The organism is Variovorax sp. GW821-FHT09D05 (assembly GCF_059416325.1).
The window spans coordinates 107,569-121,822 of record NZ_JBWKOZ010000016.1 but is presented as its reverse complement, the minus strand read 5'-3'; the positions used below and the strand labels follow the sequence as shown (position 1 = coordinate 121,822).

At 62.2% G+C, this 14,254-nt stretch carries 16 protein-coding genes; 10 read left to right on the top strand and 6 right to left on the bottom strand.

Translation table 11 applies throughout. The features are described 5' to 3' along the window. Nucleotide 1: 1 nt before the first annotated feature. Nucleotides 2-346: a hypothetical protein gene (locus AC07O3_RS32715; RefSeq protein ID WP_495341331.1), complete on the bottom strand. Its 345-nt coding sequence runs from the start codon at nt 344-346 to the stop codon at nt 2-4. Between the two features lie 504 nt (nt 347-850). Between AC07O3_RS32715 and AC07O3_RS32710 the strand changes: the two genes are divergently transcribed. Further along, nucleotides 851-1,888, top strand: coding sequence for an RNA methyltransferase (locus AC07O3_RS32710; RefSeq protein ID WP_495341330.1), 1,038 nt, complete (start codon nt 851-853; stop codon nt 1,886-1,888). 20 nt (nt 1,889-1,908) lie between these two features. On the opposite strand, the gene AC07O3_RS32705 is transcribed toward AC07O3_RS32710, so the two are convergent. Continuing rightward, nucleotides 1,909-2,667: an alpha/beta fold hydrolase gene (locus tag AC07O3_RS32705; protein ID WP_495341329.1), complete on the bottom strand. Its 759-nt coding sequence runs from the start codon at nt 2,665-2,667 to the stop codon at nt 1,909-1,911. A 167-nt stretch (nt 2,668-2,834) separates the two neighbouring features. Between AC07O3_RS32705 and AC07O3_RS32700 the strand changes: the two genes are divergently transcribed. Further along, entirely contained in the window at nt 2,835-4,217 is a 1,383-nt protein-coding gene (locus tag AC07O3_RS32700) for a serine hydrolase domain-containing protein (protein ID WP_495341328.1), read from the top strand. Nucleotides 4,218-4,480: 263 nt separating this feature from the next. On the opposite strand, the gene AC07O3_RS32695 is transcribed toward AC07O3_RS32700, so the two are convergent. Then, nucleotides 4,481-5,431, bottom strand: a complete 951-nt coding sequence (locus AC07O3_RS32695) for an AraC family transcriptional regulator (RefSeq protein ID WP_495341327.1) — start codon at nt 5,429-5,431, stop codon at nt 4,481-4,483. Nucleotides 5,432-5,562: 131 nt separating this feature from the next. On the opposite strand from AC07O3_RS32695, the gene AC07O3_RS32690 reads away from it, so the two are divergent. Continuing rightward, nucleotides 5,563-5,835 (top strand): DUF4242 domain-containing protein, encoded by a 273-nt coding sequence (locus AC07O3_RS32690; protein WP_093059083.1) that lies wholly within the window; start codon nt 5,563-5,565, stop codon nt 5,833-5,835. A gap of 260 nt (nt 5,836-6,095) precedes the next feature. On the opposite strand, the gene AC07O3_RS32685 is transcribed toward AC07O3_RS32690, so the two are convergent. Beyond that, entirely contained in the window at nt 6,096-6,476 is a 381-nt protein-coding gene (locus tag AC07O3_RS32685) for a winged helix-turn-helix transcriptional regulator (RefSeq protein ID WP_354337529.1), read from the bottom strand. Nucleotides 6,477-6,563: 87 nt separating this feature from the next. Here AC07O3_RS32685 and AC07O3_RS32680 point away from each other — a divergent pair, with 87 nt between their 5' ends. The 4 genes from AC07O3_RS32680 to AC07O3_RS32665 all read left to right on the top strand — a co-directional run bounded on the left by AC07O3_RS32680 (nt 6,564) and on the right by AC07O3_RS32665 (nt 9,453). After that, nucleotides 6,564-6,971 carry a DoxX family protein gene (locus tag AC07O3_RS32680; protein WP_495341326.1) on the top strand — a complete coding sequence of 136 codons (408 nt, stop codon included), beginning with the start codon at nt 6,564-6,566 and terminating at the stop codon, nt 6,969-6,971. An 11-nt stretch (nt 6,972-6,982) separates the two neighbouring features. Beyond that, on the top strand, nt 6,983-7,726 hold the full coding sequence (locus tag AC07O3_RS32675) for an SDR family NAD(P)-dependent oxidoreductase (protein ID WP_495341325.1): 744 nt from the start codon (nt 6,983-6,985) through the stop codon (nt 7,724-7,726). Between the two features lie 130 nt (nt 7,727-7,856). Further along, entirely contained in the window at nt 7,857-8,282 is a 426-nt protein-coding gene (locus AC07O3_RS32670; protein ID WP_495341324.1) for a YybH family protein, read from the top strand. A 46-nt stretch (nt 8,283-8,328) separates the two neighbouring features. Continuing rightward, a complete protein-coding gene (locus tag AC07O3_RS32665; protein WP_495341323.1) occupies nt 8,329-9,453 on the top strand; it encodes a 3-deoxy-7-phosphoheptulonate synthase in 1,125 nt (374 codons plus the stop codon). Between the two features lie 39 nt (nt 9,454-9,492). On the opposite strand, the gene AC07O3_RS32660 is transcribed toward AC07O3_RS32665, so the two are convergent. Both AC07O3_RS32660 and AC07O3_RS32655 read right to left on the bottom strand, forming a co-directional pair. Then, nucleotides 9,493-10,449 carry a porin family protein gene (locus AC07O3_RS32660; RefSeq protein ID WP_093177730.1) on the bottom strand — a complete coding sequence of 319 codons (957 nt, stop codon included), beginning with the start codon at nt 10,447-10,449 and terminating at the stop codon, nt 9,493-9,495. Next, the gene (locus AC07O3_RS32655) at nt 10,446-11,783 is read right to left on the bottom strand and encodes a glycosyltransferase family 2 protein (RefSeq protein ID WP_093082430.1); all 1,338 of its coding nucleotides are present in this window, start codon (nt 11,781-11,783) and stop codon (nt 10,446-10,448) included. Before AC07O3_RS32655 ends, AC07O3_RS32660 begins: the two co-directional genes overlap by 4 nt. Before the next feature lie 364 nt (nt 11,784-12,147). Here AC07O3_RS32655 and AC07O3_RS32650 point away from each other — a divergent pair, with 364 nt between their 5' ends. The 3 genes from AC07O3_RS32650 (at nt 12,148) to AC07O3_RS32640 (ending at nt 14,195) form a co-directional block, all read left to right on the top strand. Beyond that, entirely contained in the window at nt 12,148-12,387 is a 240-nt protein-coding gene (locus AC07O3_RS32650; RefSeq protein WP_495341322.1) for a hypothetical protein, read from the top strand. A 139-nt stretch (nt 12,388-12,526) separates the two neighbouring features. Then, on the top strand, nt 12,527-13,684 hold the full coding sequence (locus AC07O3_RS32645) for a DUF1963 domain-containing protein (RefSeq protein WP_495341321.1): 1,158 nt from the start codon (nt 12,527-12,529) through the stop codon (nt 13,682-13,684). A 16-nt stretch (nt 13,685-13,700) separates the two neighbouring features. Further along, nucleotides 13,701-14,195 (top strand): hypothetical protein, encoded by a 495-nt coding sequence (locus AC07O3_RS32640; protein WP_495341320.1) that lies wholly within the window; start codon nt 13,701-13,703, stop codon nt 14,193-14,195. Nucleotides 14,196-14,254: the final 59 nt, after the last annotated feature.

The following is a 14,254-nucleotide window of genomic DNA, read 5'->3' as shown; positions in this document are numbered from 1 at the left end:
TTCAAACAGGAACTCCGCCTAGAACTGCAACCCGCCGTCTTCTAGGAAAAACTGTCTCGACTAAACCGAGCAGGTCAAACCCACTCTCCTGCAGCAACATCTCCGCCTCCCGCGCCAGATCCGCGGCGATCCAGAGCATGCGGTCCCGGTGCATCTCCCCTGCTTCCTCGAACCACCCGTTGCCGTCGCCGTAGCAACACCACAGCAGCGAGTTCAGCTGCGCCAGTTTGATTTCAAGAAGTGCCCTTGCCTCGTCGCTTGTCCGCGTGGCGGGTTTCGACGGGCCGCGTGTGCGGCGACGGGAAGATTGGGGCGTGGAACGCCCGGCCATAATTCGCTCAGCCATTTGGTGTGCTTCCTTTCCAAAGTAGTGCACGTCATGTGGTCAGACGGCCAGGGTGTTCACGCACTCTGGCCGTCGCCATTTGTGCCTCACGTTCGCACCAATGCACGAGGGCATCGGCAACCCGCCGTGAGGCAAGGCGGTTCATTCACTCATTCAATCGGTCGTCTTGGGGTGTTCCTTTGCGGTGGATGTTCGTCGCCCACAGGGAGGGGCGACTTGTCGATGGGGCATTCACTGTAGAGAAGCGAAGCCGTGCAAGGGAAAAGATTTCGTCGAGGATTTCTCGAATCGAAGAGATATCTACCGGGGCGCAGCGGCGAGACACAAAGCAATGACAGTCGGGCGGCTGTCGCTCGCCAAAGCGGCTCGGCACGGCGCAAAGGCAGCGCGCTTTTCGTGCCGGGCACAATCTGCCGCATGTCGACCAACACTCTGCACCTTCAGGCACCAGCACGGCTGGGCCGTTGACGTGCGCAAGAGTCCATTTGCCCCAGGCGGCAGTGCATGCGAATCCACGAACTGAAACAACGACTCCGCGAAGCCGGCGCGGGCCCCAGCCACGAGCAGCGCATCTTGCGGCTGTGGTCGCATGCGCTGCCCCGCAACAGCGGCAGGCGCCTGCCGGGCACCTTCTTTCCGTCGTCGCTGCTGGAGGCCCTGCCCGCCATCGAGGCCGAGCTTGCGGGGCTGGCGCGCATCCACGCGGTGCACCCCGGCGCTGATGGTTCAGAGCGGCTGCTCGTGGCCCTTGCGGACGGCCAGACGGTGGAGAGCGTGTTGCTGCCTCGCGATGGCTTGTGCGTGTCTTCGCAGGTCGGGTGCGCCGTGGGGTGCCAGTTCTGCATGACGGGCCGCGACGGCTTGCTGCGCCAGGTAGGAAGCGCAGAGATCATTGCCCAGGTCGCTCTCGCGCGCATGCGCCGTCCGGTGCGCAAGGTGGTGTTCATGGGCATGGGCGAACCGGCCCACAACCTGGACAACGTGATGGAGGCCATCGACCTGCTCGGCACGGTGGGCAACATCGGCCACAAGAACATCGTGTTCTCCACCGTGGGCGATCCGCGTGCGTTCGAGAGGCTGCTGCAGCAGCGCGTGAGGCCTGCGCTGGCGCTCTCGCTGCACACGACCAAGGCTGAGTTGCGCAAGAAGCTCCTTCCGCGCGCGCCGGGCCTGACGCCCGAGGAAGTGGTCGATGCAGGCGAGCGCTATGCGCGAGCCACCGGTTACCCCATTCAGTACCAGTGGACGCTGCTGGAAGGCGTGAACGACGGGCAGGATGAAATCGACGGCATCGTGAAGCTGCTCTCCGGCAAGTACGGCGTGCTGAACATGATTCCGTTCAACGCGGTGGATGGCGTGGCGTTCAGCCGGCCGTCTTGGGAGCGCTGCGAAGAGATTGCGCGCACGCTGCATCAGCGGGGCATTCTGACGAAGCTGCGCAATTCAGCCGGGCAGGATGTCGACGGTGGCTGCGGTCAGCTGAGGGCGCGTGCAGCCGAAGTGCAGGTAACGCTTCATCGAAGGGCTGAAGACTCTCGTTGAAGGCGGTCTGCGCCCTCATCTCAAGTGAGGGAGGCCATCCAATCCCAGACCTGCTCGGGCGCCTCGACCATCACGTTGTGGCCATGCGGGCCGAGGTCGCGGGCGTCGGGGTCGAGGGAACGGGTCTGCTCCAGCGTTACCAATGCGTCGTTACCGCCGCGGGCCAGATGGATAGGGCAGCGCGCAAGGGTCATCAGCTCGGACAGAGGGGGCTTGCCTACGGCGTTGGCTCTGGGGTCCATTGCGAGGCGCCAGCCGTCGTTGTTGTCGTTATGCGCGATGCCGCGTGTGACGACGGTTGATGCCGCGTTGGTGATTCCGGCGAGGCCGGAGACCTTCAGGTATCTGTCCCACGCTTCTGCTTCCGTGGGGAAGCTCTTGGCGGGCAGGGATGCCAGCATCTCCATGCGGCGGAGCTCTTCGTCGCTCCACGCGATCTTGATGCCGGCTGCGAATACACGGTGCGGTGTAACGCCGAACCAACCCGTTGCCAGGGCGAGGCCTATCACTCCGCCGAGCGAGTGCCCGAGAACCACGAGGCGGCCCTCGGGGTGGATGTGCGGCAGCAATGCGCGCCCGACGCTTGCTGCGTATTGGCCGATGGCGTAGGAGTCTTGCCGATCAGATTGGCCGTGGCCGGGCAGGTCAAGAGCGAGCCAGCGGCCGGGCCAGCGAGCGCCGGCCTCTGCGCACATGGGCGACCACACGGCGCTTGTTGCGCCCATGCCGTGCAGCATGAGGAGGAGGTCTGGGCCTTCGCCGCCTTGTTCTGTGTACATGTGCGCTGTCTCCGTTGTGCTTTTGACGGCGCAAGAATACTCGGGGTGCCCCTCAGCGCAGACCTCGAATTTGAGCGAGTCGGGCGAATTGCCCTTGCGCAGACGTTCAGGTAGAAAGTGCGGACCATTGCCAGCTGCCGCAAAGCGCTGGATCGCCGCCTCTGCCATTGAAGCTGGATGCCCACACCATCGCGCAAAGCAGTGCTTTCATGACGCAATACGGTCCATCGCGCCGCGCGGTACTGCTTGGTTTAGCCGCGTGCTCGGCACTGCGGCCGACGACAAGCAGTGCGCGTTCGCTCTGTGACGAGCCTGCCAGTGACAACGGACCCACCTTCTCGCCGACGGGGCCTCGTGCGGAAGCATTCGGTATCAAAGAAGGTTTCCCCGTCGCTGATCCCTTGCTGCGTGGTCAGCCAGGCGAACCTCTGGACATGAAGTACCGCGTCGGTACCTTCAGTCACTTCGATGACCAGTACCGCACTCGCCGGGTTGCTCGCGCAGCAGCCCCATGGTGCTTTGCCTATGCGGTCACCGATGTTCGCTATCGCTACAAGGGTGCCGACCAAACCATCGAGGACTATCTGGCACGGCACCCGGTCACCGGTCTGCTGATCGCCAAGGACCAAACGATCCTGCAGGAGCGCTATCAGTACGGCCGGTCGGACCGCGATCGCCTGTTCTCGGGTTCGATGGCAAAGAGCATCACTGGCCTGCTGGTTGGCCTTGCCGTCGCGGATGGGTCGATCAGGTCGGCAGACGACGCAGTGCAGGGCTATGTTCCGGAGCTCCAAGGCACGGAGTACGGCAAGACTGCTCTGCGCGACCTCCTGCACATGTCCTCTGGCGTGAAGTTCGGCGAAGAGGCCAACGGCGACCAGGATCTTGATCGATTGTGGGGTGGGATGGTTCTCGGCCACCGCTCCTGGATCGACAGGCTGCTTGGGCGCGGAGGACCGCAGCGCAGCACCATCGACACGATCTCTGCCTTCACCCAGCGCATTGCCCCGGCCGGGACTGAATTCCACTACTCCAGCATGGAGCCCGCGGTGCTCGGCCTCGTCGTGGAGCGTGCGACCGGTCGCACCCTGTCTGACTACCTGCACGAGAAAGTCTGGTCTCAGATAGGCACCGAGGCCGACGGCGCCTGGCTCGTGAACGCGCAAGGCAGCGAAGTCGCCTGGACGTTCTTCGGCGCGGCTCTGCGGGACTATGCACGTCTGGGACGGCTGCTCGCGCATGACGGAAAGTGGGAAGGCAGACAGATCATTCCGGCCCAATGGATGATCGAGGCAACGACAACGCGCCCGTCGGATCGCTACCTTTCCCCCGGAGTATCTGGCCCTCAAGCCCTTGGCTATGGCTACTTGATATGGCTGCTTCCCGGTTCGGGGCGCCAGTTTGTTCTTCTTGGCGGGTACGGCCACCGCATCTTCATCGACCCGACTGCCAAGCTGATCATGGTGCAGACCGGTGTCGATAGCTCGATCGATCAGAGCGACGAGCCTGCTCGTCTTTGGGCGGCAGTGGTGAGCAAGTTCGGTCGCTGAAGCAAAGGATGGGATATGAGACGGCGCCAGGTTGCTTCATTTCTCGGCGGAACGGCACTTGCTTCGCTCGTTGGGTTACCAGCGTTCGCCGACCCGCCCAATGGCTGCGGTGCTCAAGGCGTGCGAGACGATGGGTGTCCTTGCGGGCGGTCGCTGGAATGACCGCCAAATCGTTTCCAGAGATTGGATCGAGACCTCGACGACATCAAAGATCAAGGCGACGGACGATCAACAACTGCAAAAGCAGGCAGCGATACAGCGGGCTAACCGTTGTGCCGCCAAACCCCTGGTGACACGCCGTACTCTCGCTTGAAGGCACGGTTGAAGGCCGCTTCCGACTCGTAGCCGACGCCCTCGGCGATGCGCGCAAGGTTGACCTGGTCTCTGCGCAACATGCCTGCGGCCAGGATCATGCGCCAGTGCGCCAGGTAGTGCATGGGCGGCGCGCCCACCAGCTCTGTGAAGCGGTCCGCCAGCACGCTGCGCGAGATGTGGGATTCCTGCGCAAGTGCCTCCACCGTCCACGCGCGTGCGGGCTCGCCGTGCATCAGCGCCAGGCAGCGGCCCACGTGGGGGTCGCGCAGGCCGGCCAGCCAGCCGGGGTTGTTGGCGGGCATGGACTCGATATAGCCCCGCACCACTTCCGCAAACAGCAACTCGGCCACCTTGGCGACCAGCAACTCCGAGCCGGGCGCTCGCGCGGCTGCGTCGCCCAGCACAAAACTGACGGATTGCTCGATCCACGGCCCCGCCGGCCTGCTGCGCAGCGCCGTGATGAAGAGGCCCGGAAGGTTGGACATGACGGGGTTGGGCGCATCGACTTCGTACGTGAGCCAACTGCACACGAGCACCGTGCGATCGCCATCGCCGCCGTAGCGAATGCGTTGTACCGCGGGCACCTGCGGGCGCACGACATGTTCGACGTCCACGGCCGCGTGGCGCAGGTGGCTCCCCAGGACATGCGGATCGCCGTGCGGCACGGCGATGACTTCGCCGGCGTTCACGCGAATCGGCTCTGCCCCCTGGAGTTGCGCCCAGCACTGCCCCTGCAGCACCAGATGGCAGATGGCAAGGCGTGGAGCGCCGGGCTTGAGCACCTGGGCCATGTCCGAGCTCTTGGGGACGTTGAAGCACCAGGGCGCGCGCATGTCTCCGTTCAGGAACAGGGCGCCCTCCAGCCGGATGGTCCGCAGCACGTCCGACAGCACGTCCATAGTCACCTCTCGAGCAGCAAGGCCGGGGTTTCGGTCAATAACTCCGGAGGGGCGGTCAAACCACGGGCCTATCGAGTCGGCACCATGGGGCCTGGTCGCTTTTGGCCGATTCTACAAACAGGAGTATTAATATGCCCAAGTTCGTAATCGAAAGAGACATCCCCGGTGCCGGCAAGCTCACGCCATCCGACCTGAAGGCCATCTCGCAAAAGTCCTGCGGCGTCCTCAGCAGCATGGGCACCGACATCCAATGGATCCACAGCTACGTGACGGGCGATCGGATCTATTGCGTCTACCAGGCGACCGACGAGGACCTCGTGCGCCGGCATGCCGAGCTCGGCGGCTTTCCGGCCAATCGGGTGGACCGGGTGTACAGCGTCATCGACCCGGCCACAGCCGAGTAAGAAGGGCGACACGGCTGCTTCTCGGCTGCCCGATGACCTGATGTTCAACCGCGCGCGGATCGACGACCCGGGCGCCTATGCGCGCGGATGCGGCAGCGCGTCGTGGTTGCTCATCGTCGGCGAGGAATTCGCTTCCATGCCCGGCGGCATGTCATGCGAGCAGGTGCAGGCCGGCACGTCGGGCTTTCCGAGCTGCTTCCACACAACTGGCAGCTTTGGCGGGCCTGCTATCGGGATCGGCCTGCGAGGAGCCTTCGGCCCTACTTGGAATTGGCTTTGCGACCTCGCGAGGCTGTCTTTGTGGGCACGCTGCGGCCGTACTGCTCCCACCACGCCGTGAGGGCAGCCATCGTAGGTCCGAGTCCCAGGGCCTTGCCTGTGATCTCGTATTCGACACGGGGAGGCACCTCCGCAAACACCGTACGGGACACCAGACCGTCCGCCTCCAACTCCCGCAGCTGCGCCGTCAGCATGTGTTGGGTTATCCCTGGAATTGCTTTGCGCAACTCCCCGAAGCGATAGATCCGCTGGTTGAGCAACCACATGATTTCCAGCTTCCATTTGCCGGAAAGCAAGGCGAATGCCCTGCGCATTTCCTCATGCATGTTGGTGCTGCCGGCTGCATTAGTCAGTTTTTCCATACTAGCCACCGCTTTTTCATCCTACTTGTTCTTTTTGATCTTAGACGACATCCTCGCGGCCCTGACTCACCCTGATCTGGAAACCTGATGATCGAAAACTATTTCTACTGGATAAGCACTGCGCTTCTGTGCCTTCTGTATGTGGCTTCTGCGGTGATGTACATCACCAAGAGGAGCTGGGTCCGCCAGGCTCTCGCCGACCTTGGCTATCCCGAATACCTTGTTCCGATCCTGATTGCCGTAAAGCTCCTGGCGGTCTCGGCCATTCTTTCGCGTGTGAGCGTTCGGCTGAGTGACCTCGCTTACGCCGGCGTGTTCTTCCACCTGCTTCTGTCCGCGTCTGCTCACGTGAATGTGCGCAAGGCCAGTGCAGCCGCACCTGCCGCGGTGGGCCTCGTGCTGCTGATCTCTTCATTCGCGACGCAGAACGCCGCTCGCGATATTCCGTCGCCGAACATCCCCGCCGCAACGGCGAAACAACCAAGCCTCGACTGAAGGAGATTCCGATGGCTCGACTCAATGGAAAGATTGCTGTTGTGACAGGAGCAGGACGCGGCATTGGCCGCGCGACTGCCAAGCTGTTTGCGGCTGAAGGCGCGAAGGTGGCCGTTCTTTCGCGGACTGCCGCGAATGTCGACCGTGTCGTCGCCGACATTCAAGAGGCCGGAGGCACTGCGCTCGGCGTTGTATGCGACGTGAGCGATGCTGGCCAGATCAAGGCAGCCATTGATACGGTCGTCTCGACCTATGGCGGTCTCGACATCCTCGTGAACGTTGCATTCGACCCTTCTGTCGTGCAAGCGACGGTCATTGGCATGTCGGTAGAGCAACTGCAGCGCAATTTCGAGATGGGTCCGATTGCCTACTTGCGCACCATGCAAGCCTGCCATCCCCACCTCAAGGCCAGCGGCGAGGGCCGGGTCATCAACTTCGCGTCGCTTGCGGGAGTGCTTGGCATGGCGCCCTACGCCCCATACAACATGGCGAAGGAAGCTGTTCGCGCGCTGACGCGATCTGCCGCCAGGGAGTGGGGAGCAGACAAGATCACGGTCAACAACATATTGCCCGTTGCAGACACCTGGGGCGCCGGAGCCGATGCACCTCCCGCAAACAACGCGCTCGGACGGCATGGATCGCCTGAGGATGACATTGCGCCCGTCGTTCTTTTTCTGGCCAGCAGAGATGCACAGTTCCTGACGGGCTACAGCCTGACTCCTGACGGCGGGATGATCATTGACAGCGCGCGCTGATTGGCCGTGTTGGCAGCATGAGCGGCAACCCCGCGGTGGAGCAGAATTTTCCCTGGCCGCCTGGCAGTAGACGCCCAAGGCAAACGCCGGGTGCCCCGCATAGACACTTGTGAGAATCCACATGATTCAAATGAGACAACCCGAAGACGCGCCCCACGCGTTTCAAGCCGCCTGGAACAACCACGACATGGAGTCCCTCGGAGCGCTGTTCCATGAGGACGCGACATTCGTGAATCGGTTCGGGCACTACGTGCGCGGCGTCGAGGAAATCGTCAAGCTGCACGCGCCCATTCACGCAACCATCTACAGCGAATCCACGCTCGAGAACGAGCTGATCGACGTGGTCGCCATCAGCGACGGCGCGGCAATCATTCACTTCTGGAGCCGCCTCACGGCCGGTGCGGCTCACCCGGCGGGCCCGCACGCTGTCGACACGCTGATCCTTGCCGTGCTGACGCGGCAGGCTGGCGGGTGGCGAATCAAGGCGCTTGAGAACGTCACCCTGACGAATCCCCGCACGGGAGCAGCCGTGTTGAGGGACGAGCGGGGTTCCTGATCGAGCAGACAATCGAAGAAGCTCAATTCGACTTCACAGCCACACCATGCCCCGCCTCGACGACCCCCTCCACGACGCCGAAATCGGCTCCCGCGACAGCACGCTCGACACCACCCGGATCGACGACGTGCGCATCGGCGCAGTTCGTCCGCTCATCACCCCTGCCCTGCTGCAGGAGCGCGTGCCCGTGCGCGACAACACGCTGGCGCTGGTCGAAAGCAGCCGCAAGGCCATCGCCGACGTGCTGCACGATCGCGACGACCGGCTGGTGGTGGTGGTCGGTCCATGCTCCATCCATGACCACGACCAGGCCATCGAATACGCACAGCGCCTGAAGAAGGTCGCTGACTCACTGCAGGACGACCTGCTGATCGTGATGCGTGCCTATTTCGAAAAGCCGCGCACTACCGTGGGCTGGAAGGGCTACATCAACGACCCGCACCTGGACGGCAGTTTCGCAATCAACGAAGGGCTGGAGCGCGCGCGGCGCCTGCTGCTCGAACTGACGACCCTGGGCCTGCCGACCGGCACCGAGTTTCTCGACCTGTTGAGCCCGCAGTTCATTGCCGACCTGATCGCCTGGGGTGCCATTGGAGCGCGCACCACCGAGAGCCAGAGCCATCGGCAACTGGCGTCAGGCCTGAGCTGCCCGGTCGGCTTCAAGAACGGCACGGACGGCAGCGTGAAGGTCGCGGCCGACGCCATTCTTGCGGCGCGCGCGCCGCACGCCTTCATGGGCATGACCAAGATGGGCATGGCAGCGATCTTCGAGACGCGCGGCAACGACGACTGCCACGTGATCCTGCGCGGCGGCAAGGCTCCCAACTATTCGGCCGCGGATGTCGCGTCCAGTTGCGAAGCATTGCTGACGAACGGCCTGCGGCCGCAGGTCATGATCGATGTCTCTCACGGCAACAGCAGCAAGCAGCATCAGCGGCAGATCGTGGTCGCCGAAGACGTGGCGGCGCAAATCGCGGCTGGCGAGCGGCGCATCACGGGCATCATGATCGAGAGCCATCTCGAGGAAGGACGGCAGGACCTGAAGCCCGGCATCGCGCTGAAGCACGGCGTGTCGATCACCGATGCCTGCATCGGCTTTGCCCAGACGGTACCGGTGCTCGAGGGGCTGGCTTCGGCGGTGAAGGCTCGGCGGCGCCTGTCGAAGGCGTGAGGCTGCGGGGGTGCCCGCTCGCCTGCGGGCGCCTTGACCTCAGAAAAGTATCACCCACTCGCCGCGCAGATACCGATACGTGTAGCTGGGGCCCGAGAAGGTGGTGCTGCGGCTGTAGCCGGCGCCAAAGCGAAAGACCTGCGATCCTCTGACTGGGCTTTGCAGACTCAGGTCCAGCAGTCTTGTTGGCTGATTCAAGTCGTGATTGATCGTCTCGTTGCCGAGCCCTGCCGTCAGAGCGGCAGTCCATCCCTGGAAACGATGCCGCCAGCCGACCGCCAGCATCGACTCGCTGTAGTTCTTCGGATTGAAATAGGCCCTGTCCACGTCCTCATGACTGCTCCGGTACGTTCGATAGCGCGCTTGCAAGGTCAGCCCCAGATCGAGCGACGGTTGATAAATCAGCCGAAGGCGGGCGTGGTCGCGTCGATTGCTGTCGGAAAAAAACTGCTGTCCCAGCAGCCCCACCAGGGTCACATGGCTTCCAAGCCCTTGATCCACGGCAACCCCGACAAACGAAAAATCGATTCCGCGGTCCAGGGATTTCGGGGTTTCCACCCAGTCGCGCGTCACAAGAAACTCCACCGCCGTGCTCTTTGTCGGCGACATGCGGTAGCTGCCGTCGAGCGTCAGAAGCGTGTGCCCTCCCTGCTCGAACAGGCCGGCCTCCATTGCCCCTCCATCGCCGGTTCTGGTTTCGATCGAGCGGGCCAGAAATGAGATCTTCTTTCCGGCTCTTTGCCAGTTATTTTGACGGTATTGATAATCGCCGAGCCGGAATCCGAGAAAGCGATCGGCATTTTCAAAAGCAGGGAAAAACTCGACCGACACTCGCCGCGATTGAAAGTTATCGCTGTCGTTGGTCAGATAGAAATCCGTGCCGAAAGCCATGTTTGTTGTTTCTTCTTTGCTTTTTTCCTCCGCCCCTTCGCAGGGAGAGGCCAGAAAAACAAATCCCGAAGCAACGGCGGCAAAATATTTCAGCGCGTCGATCATTTTGTCCCCCAGGATTTAGGCCTTCTGAACAGTTCATCCAGATATCCGAGAACACTGGCTGGCTGCAGCAACAGGCTATATAGCAATACGTAGAAAAAGAAGCCCTGAACATTCTTGCGCACGACCAGCCCTGTTTTCTTGAATGTCCGGCGCTCGATCAAAAACATCAGGAGGCTCAATGCAAATGCAGCCGGTATCAGCGCGAGAGTCATCGGACCCACAATCCAGTAGTAGCCGAAAAGGGCCATTGCCAGCCCTGGTATGAATCCGATGGTGAATGCCAGGTCCAGCCACGGAAAGAGCAGGTTCCAGTAAATGAAGAATGTCGACAAGCGGGGTTTCAGGAGAATCCCCGGGTGCTTGATAAAGGCTTCCGTCATGCCGCGCGCCCATCGCTGGCGTTGCTTGACCAGTTGCTTGAGGGTGCTGGGCACATTGGTGAACAGGCACGCGTCCTCGCAGTGGCCAACCCGATAGCCGGCTTTCAGCAGGGCCCACGTGAGCACGATGTCTTCTCCCACGCACTCAGGCCACCCGCCCACTTCCACCAACGCGGCCCGGTCGTAGACAGAAAATGCACCTTGCGCAACCAAGGTGCCCTGGAACAGCGATTGCACCCGCTTGATTGCAGCAATGCCGTGGAAATAGTCCCACTCCTGGCAACGGGTAATCCAGTTTTGCCGTGAGTTTCGAACCAGGATTTTTCCTGCAACGGCCCTCGTATTGGGCGGGTCAGCCAGATAGCGCTCGACAATACTGGCCAGCGCGCCTCGATACAGGAAAGAATCGGCATCAACCGTGACGACCAGATTGTGCAGAACTTCCTTGAACCCGATGTTCAGGGCGCGGGCCTTGCCTCCGTTCTTTTTCAGATCGACGAAGGTAAGCCACGGATATCGATTCTGGACGCGCTGGACAACAAGAGAAGTGCCGTCGGTGGAGCCGTCATTGATCACGATGACCTGCAGAGGGCCAGGGTAATTTTGCCGGTCGATGCTGATAAGAGTTTCCTCGATGGAGGCTTCCTCGTTGTACGCGGCGACCAGCATGGATATCGCAGGATAAGCGGACAAAGAAGGATGCGACGGCCTCTTGTCCAAAAGCAGGCTTATGGCCATGAATGCATTCATGAAGCCCGGAATAATGGCAATGCCATAGACCAGAAAAATGGCCAGCGCGGCACCGACATGGTATTTCAAATCGGCCAGCCAGAGTTCGGCGGCCCATATTGAAAACCCCATCCAGGCAATTGCGCCAATCAATGCAATAAGGAATTTCCCCGATACCGGCAGATAAATCCTTGATCGCGGCGCTTTTTGGCCATCTTCGTTCATATCACCCTCGATAGTTTCGAGAAACGTAACACTCATGAAACGCTCCGAACAGTCTGTTTACACCTTTTGATGCACTCCAACAACCATTAGTCAAGAAACCATGCCCGCCCGGCTCCGATGAAGGCTTCTATTTGTATCTGAGGCAGGCTGCGGAGACCTTGCGCGATGTCAATCGATCGCACGCAAACGCGTCGCAGCGCTGGGGCCTCATCGGATCGCACCGCTTCGACAACCGCTCGTTGCATGGTGATGCATCAGACCAGTGCGAGCGGTTGACGCCTGCATTCGCCCATGGCTACATTCCCCCTCAAAAGCTCTTGGGGAGGCCACGTTGCCCAGACATGTCTACTTCGTACTCGCCTTCATGGCCATCGCAGTGCTCGCAGGCAACCTGACCGCAACGGTCGTCGTGTTGCGCAGCGACTTTTATTCGCCACTGCAACGACGACTCCAGCTGGCTCTGGTGTGGTTGATTCCTGTGATCGGGGCCACCTGCTGCGCAAGCTTCGCATCCATTCACAGGCGCGCAGTTCCCAAGCCCGACAAGAGATTCCCGAGACCCGACTCCTTCGATCTGCCCGGTGGCGAGGCCAACGGTCTTTGAGTCTGGCGGTGCCTTCCTGCCAGCATTGGCGATCCAACGCGCAAGGAGCGAATGAAGATGGGTAGTTTTTCGATGGAGCACTGTGCTCTGGTGGCTTGCGTACAGCAAGTGGCCCAGCATGCCCGAGCAGTCCTGATGCATGCCCGTGTTTGCTGATACCCGGGCCCTGCGCGAATCGCTGCGCAAGGCAGGGCTGAGCGACTACGCCCGGCGCATCGAGGCCTCGGTGCGGCCCGTGGTGATGTTCGTTCGCCGCCAGGAGAAGGACGACACGCTACCCGTCGGCACCAGCAAGATGGCCGGCAACCCCGACCTTCCACCCGATGCGCCGTGGCCCATGCGCCCCGCGCTGGCCGCGCCCGAGCGACATCTGGCGCAGCTTCGCAAGCAGATCGAGGACATCCGGCACCCCAAGCCGTCGATGTCCGCAAGCGATGTCGAAGGGCTGCTGCAAACGATGCGCGCCAGCGGCGCCACCGAGAAAGACCTGGCGCTCATGCGCGACGCACTGCCAGGCACCAAGCGGCGCGACCCGAAGGTCGATGCGAGCCGCATCGCGTGGCTGCAGGCTCGCATGGCCGCACTGCAGACCGAATTTCCGCTCGCCTTCATCGCGCAGCTCGACCTGGGCCAACTGTCCGCGCTCCCCGGCTTCGATCCGAAGCTGCCGCGCAGCGGCGTGCTCTTCATCTTCATGGACGCGATGCGCGACGACGATGGCAAGACGCCGCTTCACCACGTGTACTGGCACGACGCACGGCCGGCCGCGCTGCGACGCCGCGAATGGCCCGTCGAGCTCCAGCGCTGGAACGACCGCTGGTCTTTCTACGGCCATCCTGCAAGCCCCGAAGAAGCCTGGTCCCGTCTGCCGATGGCCGACCGGCTGCTGCCGCATTCCGGCCTCAGCGTGCCGCATCACTGGAAGACGGCCCTGCCGCAGCACAGCAGCAAGGCGATCTGGGCCTGGTTCCAGGGGGCAGACCCGCTGCAGCTGTCGCCCCACCTGCCTCCAGGCGACACCGCGCACGGCGGCAACTTCGGCGATCGGCTAGGCGGCTGGCCCGACGACATCCAGGGCCACGCCGAAGATGACGTGGACCCGGCGGGCGGGCACATCGCAGTGCCCGGCCAGACGCCATGGCGGCATCTGTTTTCGTACGGCGGTGAATACCATGCCGGCGCCCGTCGATCGGATTCCGTAGCCAGTGGCGACGGCAACCATTTCCTCATGATCCGCGACGAAGACCTCGCGCAACGCCGGTTCGATCGTGTGCGCGATACCTACCAGTCGACCTGAGCACCACGGAGGCAGGATGGCTGACAGCAAGAAGCGCCTGTTCTTGAGACTCATGGCAATGCCTCTCGCCATGCTTGGGCTGTCCCCGCCGGCACCCGCAAAGCCCGTGTCGGAAAACATGCAACTGATGGGCGCCATCGCCCGCGCGATCGTGAACGGCGGCAGGCTCCAGGGCGTCGACTGGGTCGAGGTTTCGGCGATCTTCGCGATCGATTCCGACGGCGACGTCAACGAGAGCTACGGATACGCCTACGACGCCCAAGGCAAAGCCCACGCGGCAACCTTTCTCGATGACGCCGTCGCGCGTGAGGTGAAGGCGTATCGCGAATGGCTGCGCCAGAAAGATGACAAGGGCATCATCAAGATGCTCTTCCAGTTCAACCGGAACACGCGGCGAGTCCGTGCGGATTTCGAATACGACGATCCCCTGCGCTGGCAGGTTACGCCGAGAAATCTCGATGCAATGATCGAGGCGCTACGGCCCAAGCTCGGATCGGCAAGCGGCAAGTGACGCAGCGATTGAGGAAACGCCGTGACCGAGCGATCTGATCTCCGAATAGGCGACGGCAC

What these genes read in the sequence shown, in the direction of transcription:
- AC07O3_RS32715 (WP_495341331.1), bottom strand. Translation starts at nt 346, where the DNA reads ATGGCTGAGCGAATTATGGCCGGGCGTTCCACGCCCCAATCTTCCCGT.
- AC07O3_RS32710 (WP_495341330.1), top strand. Translation starts at nt 851, where the DNA reads ATGCGAATCCACGAACTGAAACAACGACTCCGCGAAGCCGGCGCGGGC.
- AC07O3_RS32705 (WP_495341329.1), bottom strand. Translation starts at nt 2,667, where the DNA reads ATGTACACAGAACAAGGCGGCGAAGGCCCAGACCTCCTCCTCATGCTG.
- AC07O3_RS32695 (WP_495341327.1), bottom strand. Translation starts at nt 5,431, where the DNA reads ATGGACGTGCTGTCGGACGTGCTGCGGACCATCCGGCTGGAGGGCGCC.
- AC07O3_RS32690 (WP_093059083.1), top strand. Translation starts at nt 5,563, where the DNA reads ATGCCCAAGTTCGTAATCGAAAGAGACATCCCCGGTGCCGGCAAGCTC.
- AC07O3_RS32685 (WP_354337529.1), bottom strand. Translation starts at nt 6,476, where the DNA reads ATGGAAAAACTGACTAATGCAGCCGGCAGCACCAACATGCATGAGGAA.
- AC07O3_RS32680 (WP_495341326.1), top strand. Translation starts at nt 6,564, where the DNA reads ATGATCGAAAACTATTTCTACTGGATAAGCACTGCGCTTCTGTGCCTT.
- AC07O3_RS32675 (WP_495341325.1), top strand. Translation starts at nt 6,983, where the DNA reads ATGGCTCGACTCAATGGAAAGATTGCTGTTGTGACAGGAGCAGGACGC.
- AC07O3_RS32670 (WP_495341324.1), top strand. Translation starts at nt 7,857, where the DNA reads ATGAGACAACCCGAAGACGCGCCCCACGCGTTTCAAGCCGCCTGGAAC.
- AC07O3_RS32665 (WP_495341323.1), top strand. Translation starts at nt 8,329, where the DNA reads ATGCCCCGCCTCGACGACCCCCTCCACGACGCCGAAATCGGCTCCCGC.
- AC07O3_RS32660 (WP_093177730.1), bottom strand. Translation starts at nt 10,449, where the DNA reads ATGATCGACGCGCTGAAATATTTTGCCGCCGTTGCTTCGGGATTTGTT.
- AC07O3_RS32655 (WP_093082430.1), bottom strand. Translation starts at nt 11,783, where the DNA reads ATGAACGAAGATGGCCAAAAAGCGCCGCGATCAAGGATTTATCTGCCG.
- AC07O3_RS32650 (WP_495341322.1), top strand. Translation starts at nt 12,148, where the DNA reads ATGGCCATCGCAGTGCTCGCAGGCAACCTGACCGCAACGGTCGTCGTG.
- AC07O3_RS32645 (WP_495341321.1), top strand. Translation starts at nt 12,527, where the DNA reads ATGCCCGTGTTTGCTGATACCCGGGCCCTGCGCGAATCGCTGCGCAAG.
- AC07O3_RS32640 (WP_495341320.1), top strand. Translation starts at nt 13,701, where the DNA reads ATGGCTGACAGCAAGAAGCGCCTGTTCTTGAGACTCATGGCAATGCCT.